The organism is Streptomyces sp. NPDC096012, assembly GCF_040426375.1.
Lineage (GTDB): Bacteria > Actinomycetota > Actinomycetes > Streptomycetales > Streptomycetaceae > Streptomyces.
The window spans coordinates 132659-139353 of the sequence record NZ_JBEOTD010000003.1 but is presented as its reverse complement, the minus strand read 5'-3'; the positions used below and the strand labels follow the sequence as shown (position 1 = coordinate 139353).

Here is a 6695-nt window from a genome sequence, read left to right as displayed (position 1 = left end):
GCTCGCACCGCGCCTACGTGCTTGCCCCGCCCTAACGCCGCCGGCTCCGCCCCGACGCCCCTCGCCCCGTCCCCACGTCCTCACCTGCCCCCGGCCCCCGCCCCCGGCCACCTCGTTCAGTCGCCGGTGAAGAGGTCCCCCAGGTCCGGCACGGCGAGTTCGGCCCAGATGACCTTGCCGTGCGGGGTGTAGCGGGTGCCCCAGCGTTCGGTCAGCTGCGAGACCAGGAACAGGCCCCGGCCACCCTCGTCGGTCGTCTCGGCGTGCCGCAGATGCGGCGAGGTGCTGCTGCCGTCGGCCACCTCGCAGGTGAGCGTCCGGTCGTGGATCAGCCGCACGTGGATCGGCTCCGATCCGTAGCGGATGGCGTTGGTGATCAGCTCGCTCAGCACGAGTTCCATGCCGAAGCCCAGCTCGGACAGTCCCCACTCCTCCAGCTTCTCGGACACGGCCAGCCGCATCCCCGACACGGCCGCGGGGTCGCGCGGCACGTCCCAGTCGGCGACGTTCCCGGCCGGCAGGGCCCGGGTGCGGGCGATGAGCAGGGCGACGTCGTCCTTGGGACGCTCGGGCAGCAGTTCCTCCAGCACCACCCGGCAGCTCTCCTCCGGCGGTCGGCCGGGGTGCCCCGCCAGCGCCCGGCGCAGCAGCTCCATCCCCTCGTCCAGGTCGCGTCTGCGGTCCTCGATGAGGCCGTCGGTGTACAGGACGAGCTGGCTGCCCTCGGGCAGCTCCAGTTCGGCCGTCTGGAACGGCAGGCCGCCCAGGCCCAGCGGCGGCCCGGTCGGCACGTCGGGGAACTCGACGCTGCCGTCGGGGTGCACCAGGGCGGGCGCGAGATGTCCGGCCCGGGCCATGACGCAGGTGCGGCCGATGGGGTCGTAGATCGCGTACAGGCAGGTGGCCCCCACGATCGCGCCGGCCGTCTCCGGACACGCCTCGTCCTGGTCGATGCGGCCGACCAGCTCGTCCAGGTGGCTGAGCAGTTCGTCGGGCGGCAGGTCGAGCGTGGAGAAGTTGTGCACCGCGGTCCGCAGCCGGCCCATCGTCGCCGCGGCGTGCAGGCCGTGCCCGACCACGTCACCGACGGCCAGGGCCACCCGGCTGCCCGGCAGGGGGATGACGTCGAACCAGTCGCCGCTCACCCCCGACTGGGCGGGCAGATAGCGGTAGCCGACCTCGAGCGCGCTCTGCTCGGGCAGTGCCCGCGGCAGCAGACTGCGCTGGAGGGTGACCGCCAGCGCGTGCTCACGGGTGTACCGGCGGGCGTTGTCGATGCTGACCGCGGCCCGCGCCACCAGCTCGTCCGCCAGGGAGAGCTCCTCCCGGTCGAAGGGCTCCCGCTTGGAGCGCCAGAAGTTCGCCATGCCGAGCACGACGCCGCGGGCCTGGATCGGGGCGGCGATGAGCGAATGGATGCCGTAGTCCAGGATCTGCCGGGTGCGCTCCGGATCCTGCACCAGCCAGCCGTCGGCGTTCGACAGATCGGTGACGAGCTCGGAGCGGCCGGAGCCGTAGCCGCGCGCCTGGGGCGTGGACGGCAGGAAGTCGATCAGCCGGCCCCGTTCGTACAGCGGAGCGTCGTCCCGGACGCCGCTCACGGCCACCCGCCGGATGTCCGTCGCCGTGGGAGCCGGTTCCTCGCCGTGCAGTACGGCGTCGGCCAGGTCCACGGTGACGAAGTCGGCGAAGCGCGGCACGGCGACCCTCGCCAGTTCGTTGGCCGTCTGGACGACGTCCAGGGTGGTGCCGATGCCGAGACCGGCGTCGTAGAGGAGCTCCAGCCGCTCCCGGGCGACCTCCGCGCGGCCCGACACGGCCTGCAGCTCGGTGGAGTCCCGGAGGGTCACCACGGTCCCGCTGGGACCTCCCACACTGTCCGTGGGCCGCTGGTTGACCGCCAGCAGGCGTCCTCCGGCGAAGTGCACCTCGTCGCTGGCCTCGCGCCCGGAGACGAGCAGCTCCACCGTGGCGGGGTCGAGGGCCGACAGCTCCCGGACGTGGTGCCCCTCGGCCTCGGGGGGCAGCTCCAGCAGCCGCCTGGCCTCGTCGTTGGCGAGCAGCAGCCGTCCGTCGCCGGCGACGATGAGCACGCCCTCGCGCACCGAGTGCAGCACCGTGTCGTGGTGCTCGTACATGCGGGTCATCTCGGCGGGGGCCAGGCTGTGGGTCTGCCGCCGCAGCCGCCTGCCCACCAGGGCGGTCCCGCCGGTCGACACCGCGAGCGCACCGGCGCCGGCGGCCAGGATGATCGGCAGCTGCCGGTTCACCTGGCTGGACACGTTCTTCACCTTCATCCCGGCGGACACCAGGGCGATCACGTGGCCGCGACGGTCCTCGACCGGGACGGTCGCCTGCACCTCGTGGCCGAGGGGGCCGCGGACGCTCTCCGTGTAGACCTTCCCGGCCAGCGACGGCCCGATCGTGCCGACGAAGCGCTGCCCGATCTTGCTCGGAATGGGGTGGGTGTAGCGGATGCCCTTGGTGTCCATGACCACGATGAAGTCGACGCCCGCGGACTTGCGCCCCGCCTCCGTGAGGGGCTGGAGCGTCTTGGACGGGTCGGGCGTGCGCAGGGTCTGCATGAGACCGGGGGAGTGCGCGAAGGTCTCCGCCACGGCTATGGAGCGGCGCTTGGCCTCCGTCGTGGTGTCACGTTCCGACTGCAGTACGAGGCCGATGACGCCGCACACGACGAGCAGCACCACCAGCGCCACCTGGAGGAGCAGGACCTGCCCGGCGACGCTGCGCGGGCTCCTGCCGACCACGGCACGCCATGTCATACGCCTGAATCGGGCGAATCGGTCCGACATGCGGCATTTGTAGCACCGGTACCTGTCCGTGACTACGTCGGTCCAGGAGATGGACGCATGTTTTGCCACCTCATTTGCCCCTGAGGACAACTTGGGTCGCTGGAGTCACAGGGGCACCACGGCCCGTGCCGCCTCGGCGCCGAAGTCCTCCGTCGCGCGTGCGCGCTCGGGGCGGACCCGGATCACTCGGGTGACCGGGTCCGCGAGCCGGGCGGGCGAGGGGGTGGGGAGAGCCCGCCCGGGGGGAGGTGGCCTGGGATCGGGGACTGCATGGCTTGTGCGGCCCGATGAGAGCACGACAACGTTGTCTTGTGGTCTGTACATGACTCTACCGCCTCAACGGACAACGATGTCAAGCCACTTGCGCTAGCCCGCCCGGGTGACGCCGGCGTGGGCCCGCTGCGGCGCACGCGGTCTTCCGTGGTGCCGGTGGCGCACGCTACTGTCCCTGCGGCTTGTGCGACCGGTGGTGCGCGACCCGTCCGTCAGGAGGAAGGGCCGCGTCATGCGATTCAGACCCATGTCCCTGCTGCTGGCCGCGCTGCTCGCGACCGGCGGCGCCGCCACCCCCGCCCTCGCCGCGACCGCCGCCCCGCCCGGCCTCGTCAAGGACCCCACGCCGTACGTCGATCCCCTGATCGGCACCAAGAACGGCGGCGACGTCTTCCCGGGCGCCGTCGTGCCCTTCGGCATGCTCTCCTGGAGCCCGGAGAACACCCGGGGGGACGCCACGAGGACGGCAGCGCCCGGCGGGTACCAGTACGACGCCACGCGCATCCGCGGCTTCAGCCTCACCCACATGTCGGGCACCGGCTGCGCGGGTGGCGGGGGCGACATCCCGTTCTTCCCCTACGCCGGCGAGGTCACCTCCTCCCCGGCGAGCGACACCGGGGACGCCGTCTACGCCTCCGACTTCCGCCACACGGACGAGACCGCCGAACCCGGCCACTACAAGGTGGGCCTGGCCTCCGGCGTCACCGCCGACCTCACCGCCACCGCCCGCACCGGCGCGGCCCGCTTCACCTTCCCCGCCGGCAAGCCCGCCTCCCTGCTGGTGCGCACGGCCAACTCCGAGGTCGGCTCGGAGGACTCGACGGTCAGCATCGACCCGGAGGCCCGCACGATCTCCGGCTCCGTCACCTCCGGGAACTTCTGCGGCTACCTCGACCCCGAGGGCCGGCGGGCCTACTACACCCTGCACTTCACCGCCCGCTTCGACCGCTCCTTCAAGGCCGTCGGAACCTGGCGGGACGACCGGCTCGAACCCGGCTCCACGGAGGCGTCCGGCGGCACGGGCGGCTTCTCGCACGGCGGACGGCCCGTCGCCGGCAAGGGGGCCGGCGGATACGTGGAGTTCGCGCCCGGCGACGGACCGGTGAACGTCAAGGTGGGCATCTCCTACGTCAGCCGGGCCGCCGCCGCGGCCAACCTCGCCGCCGAGAACCCCCGGGGCCGTTCCTTCGACGCCGTCGAGGAGGCGGCGCGCCGAGCCTGGCGCGAGCGCCTCGGCGCGGTCCGGGTGGGCGGCGGCACGGACGCCGAGCGCACCACCTTCTACACCGCCCTCTACCACTCGCTGCTGCACCCGAACGTCATCAGCGACGTCGACGGCCGCTACCGCGGCGCCGACGGGCGCGTGCACACGGTCGGCCGCCGGCAGCACGCGCAGTACGGCACCTTCTCCGGCTGGGACGTCTACCGCGACCAGGTGCAGCTGCTGACCCTCCTCGACCCGCGCACCGGCTCCGACATCGCCCAGTCGCTCTACGAGCTCGCCCGGCAGAACGGCGGGGTCTGGGACCGCTGGCTGCACGGCGCGAGCGGCACCCACGTGATGAACGGCGACCCCTCGGCGACCGCGCTGGCCGGCATCCACGCCTTCGGCGGCACCGGCTTCGATCTCGAGGGCGCCCTGGACTCACTGGTCCGGGCGGCGACCGTGCCGACGGAGCAGGACCTGTCCGCGGCCGGCAAGCCCGTGCTCTCGGTGGGCCAGCGCCCCTCGCTCGACAAGTACCTCGACCTGCACTACATGCCGAGCGTGTCCAACGCCTGGGGCGGCGCGGCGGAGACCCTGGAGATGTCCACGGCGGACTTCGCCCTCTCACAACTCGCCCGCGCCGCGGGCAGGAACGACACCGCGGCCGCGTTCGCCCACCGGGCCCAGTGGTGGCAGAACAACTTCGACATCGCGGCCCACCCGAGCGGCGGCTACATCGCCAACCGCAAGGCCGACGGCAGCTGGGTCACCGGCTTCACGCCCGGCACCGGCAACGGTTTCGTGGAGGGCACGGCCGCCCAGTACACCTGGATGGTCCCGCACGATCCGGCCGGCCTGTTCGCCGCGATGGGCGGCCGGGACCAGGCCCTCGCCCGGCTCGACGACTTCTTCCACGACGCCGACGGCGGCTGGGCCTTCACCGGCAACGGCGGCACCAAGTCCGAGCTGGACAACGAGCCGTCGATCAACGTGCCCTACCTGTACGACTACGCGGGCGCCCCATACAAGACGCAGGCGACCGTCCGCGCGGCGATGCGGCAGCTGTGGACCACCGAACCCGGCGGCATCCCCGGCAACGACGACCTCGGCGCGATGTCGGCCTGGTACGTCTTCTCCGCCCTCGGCATGTACCCGCAGGTGCCCTCCCGGGCCGAACTGGTCCTGGCCTCCCCGCTGTTCGAGCGCGTGGAGATCCACCGGCCGCGGGGCAACGACATCTCCGTCCGCGCCTCCGGAGCCGCGGGCGACACGCCCTACGTGCAGTCCCTGAAGGTCGACGGCCGCTCCAGCGACCGGCCCTGGCTGCCCGCCTCCTTCGTCCGGGACGGCGGCCGCCTCGACTACACCCTGTCCGCCACCCCGAACCGCTCCTGGGGCGCGGACAGCCCGCCGCCGTCCTTCCGGGAGGGCGAGCAGCCGTACCAGATCGGCGTCGGCCCCACGGCCGCCACGATCGCGCCCGGTGCCGCCACCAAGATCGCCGTCCGCGCGCTGGCACTGAACGGCGGCACCGGCCCGGAGGTGCGGTTCCGGGTGGAGACCCCGGCCGGGGTCACGGCCACGCCCGCCGAGGGCACGGTCACCGACGGGGCCCGGGAGATCACCCTCACGGCCGCGAAGGACGCCCCGCAGGGCTTCGCCGACGTCAAGGTCACGGTGACCTCGGGCGACACCTCCTACCGGCAGCCCGTCTCGCTGACCGTGGCGGCCCCCGGCACCCTCCTCGCGGCCTATGACAACACCGGCGTCTCGGCCGACGCGGGCGACCACGACGAGGCCGACTACGACGGCGGCGGCTGGAGCTACTCCCGCCAGGCCCTCGCCGCGGCCGGACTGAACCCGGGCGGGCGGGGGACCGTCGACGGCCTCGCCTTCACCTGGCCCGACTCGCCCGGCGGCCGCCCGGACAACGCCTCCGGGGCCGGGCAGAACATCGAACTGGCCACTCCCGCCGCCAGGTTGTCCTTCATCGGCAGCGCGGTCAACGGCAACCAGCACGCCCAGGCGACCGTCGGCTACACCGACGGCACCACCGCCACCGTCGACCTGTCCTTCACCGACTGGACCGTCGGAGGCGGAGGCGGCACCGTCCAGTACGGCAACCAGGTGGTCGCGAAGACCGCCTACCGCAATGTCGCGGGCGCCGACAAGGACCCGGTGGCGACCTACGTCTTCGCCACCAAGCCCTTCACCGCACCCGACGGCAGGACCATCAGCAGCGTCCGGCTCCCGGACGACACCGATCTGCACGTGTTCACCCTCGCCACCGGCTGAACCCGGTGACCGGGGGGTGGGTCCCGCAGGACCCACCCCCCGGGACGGGCCCCGCGGGACCCGCGCCGAACCCGATGACGAAGGGGCGGGCCCCCGCGGGACCCGCC

General features: G+C 73.1%; 2 protein-coding genes. One reads left to right on the top strand and one right to left on the bottom strand.

Features of this window, described 5'->3' with window-relative positions; translation table 11 throughout:
* Nucleotides 1-116: 116 nt before the first annotated feature.
* Nucleotides 117-2783: a SpoIIE family protein phosphatase gene (locus ABVB68_RS04790; RefSeq protein WP_353599583.1), complete on the bottom strand. Its 2667-nt coding sequence runs from the start codon at nt 2781-2783 to the stop codon at nt 117-119.
* Between the two features lie 535 nt (nt 2784-3318).
* On the opposite strand from ABVB68_RS04790, the gene ABVB68_RS04785 reads away from it, so the two are divergent.
* Nucleotides 3319-6588, top strand: coding sequence for a GH92 family glycosyl hydrolase (locus ABVB68_RS04785; RefSeq protein ID WP_353599582.1), 3270 nt, complete (start codon nt 3319-3321; stop codon nt 6586-6588).
* The last annotated feature ends 107 nt before the right edge of the window (nt 6589-6695 follow it).

Excerpts from the sequence above, each read along its gene's own strand:
- ABVB68_RS04790 (WP_353599583.1), bottom strand. The coding sequence starts at position 2,783 with ATGACATGGCGTGCCGTGGTCGGCAGGAGCCCGCGCAGCGTCGCCGGG.
- ABVB68_RS04785 (WP_353599582.1), top strand. The coding sequence starts at position 3,319 with ATGCGATTCAGACCCATGTCCCTGCTGCTGGCCGCGCTGCTCGCGACC.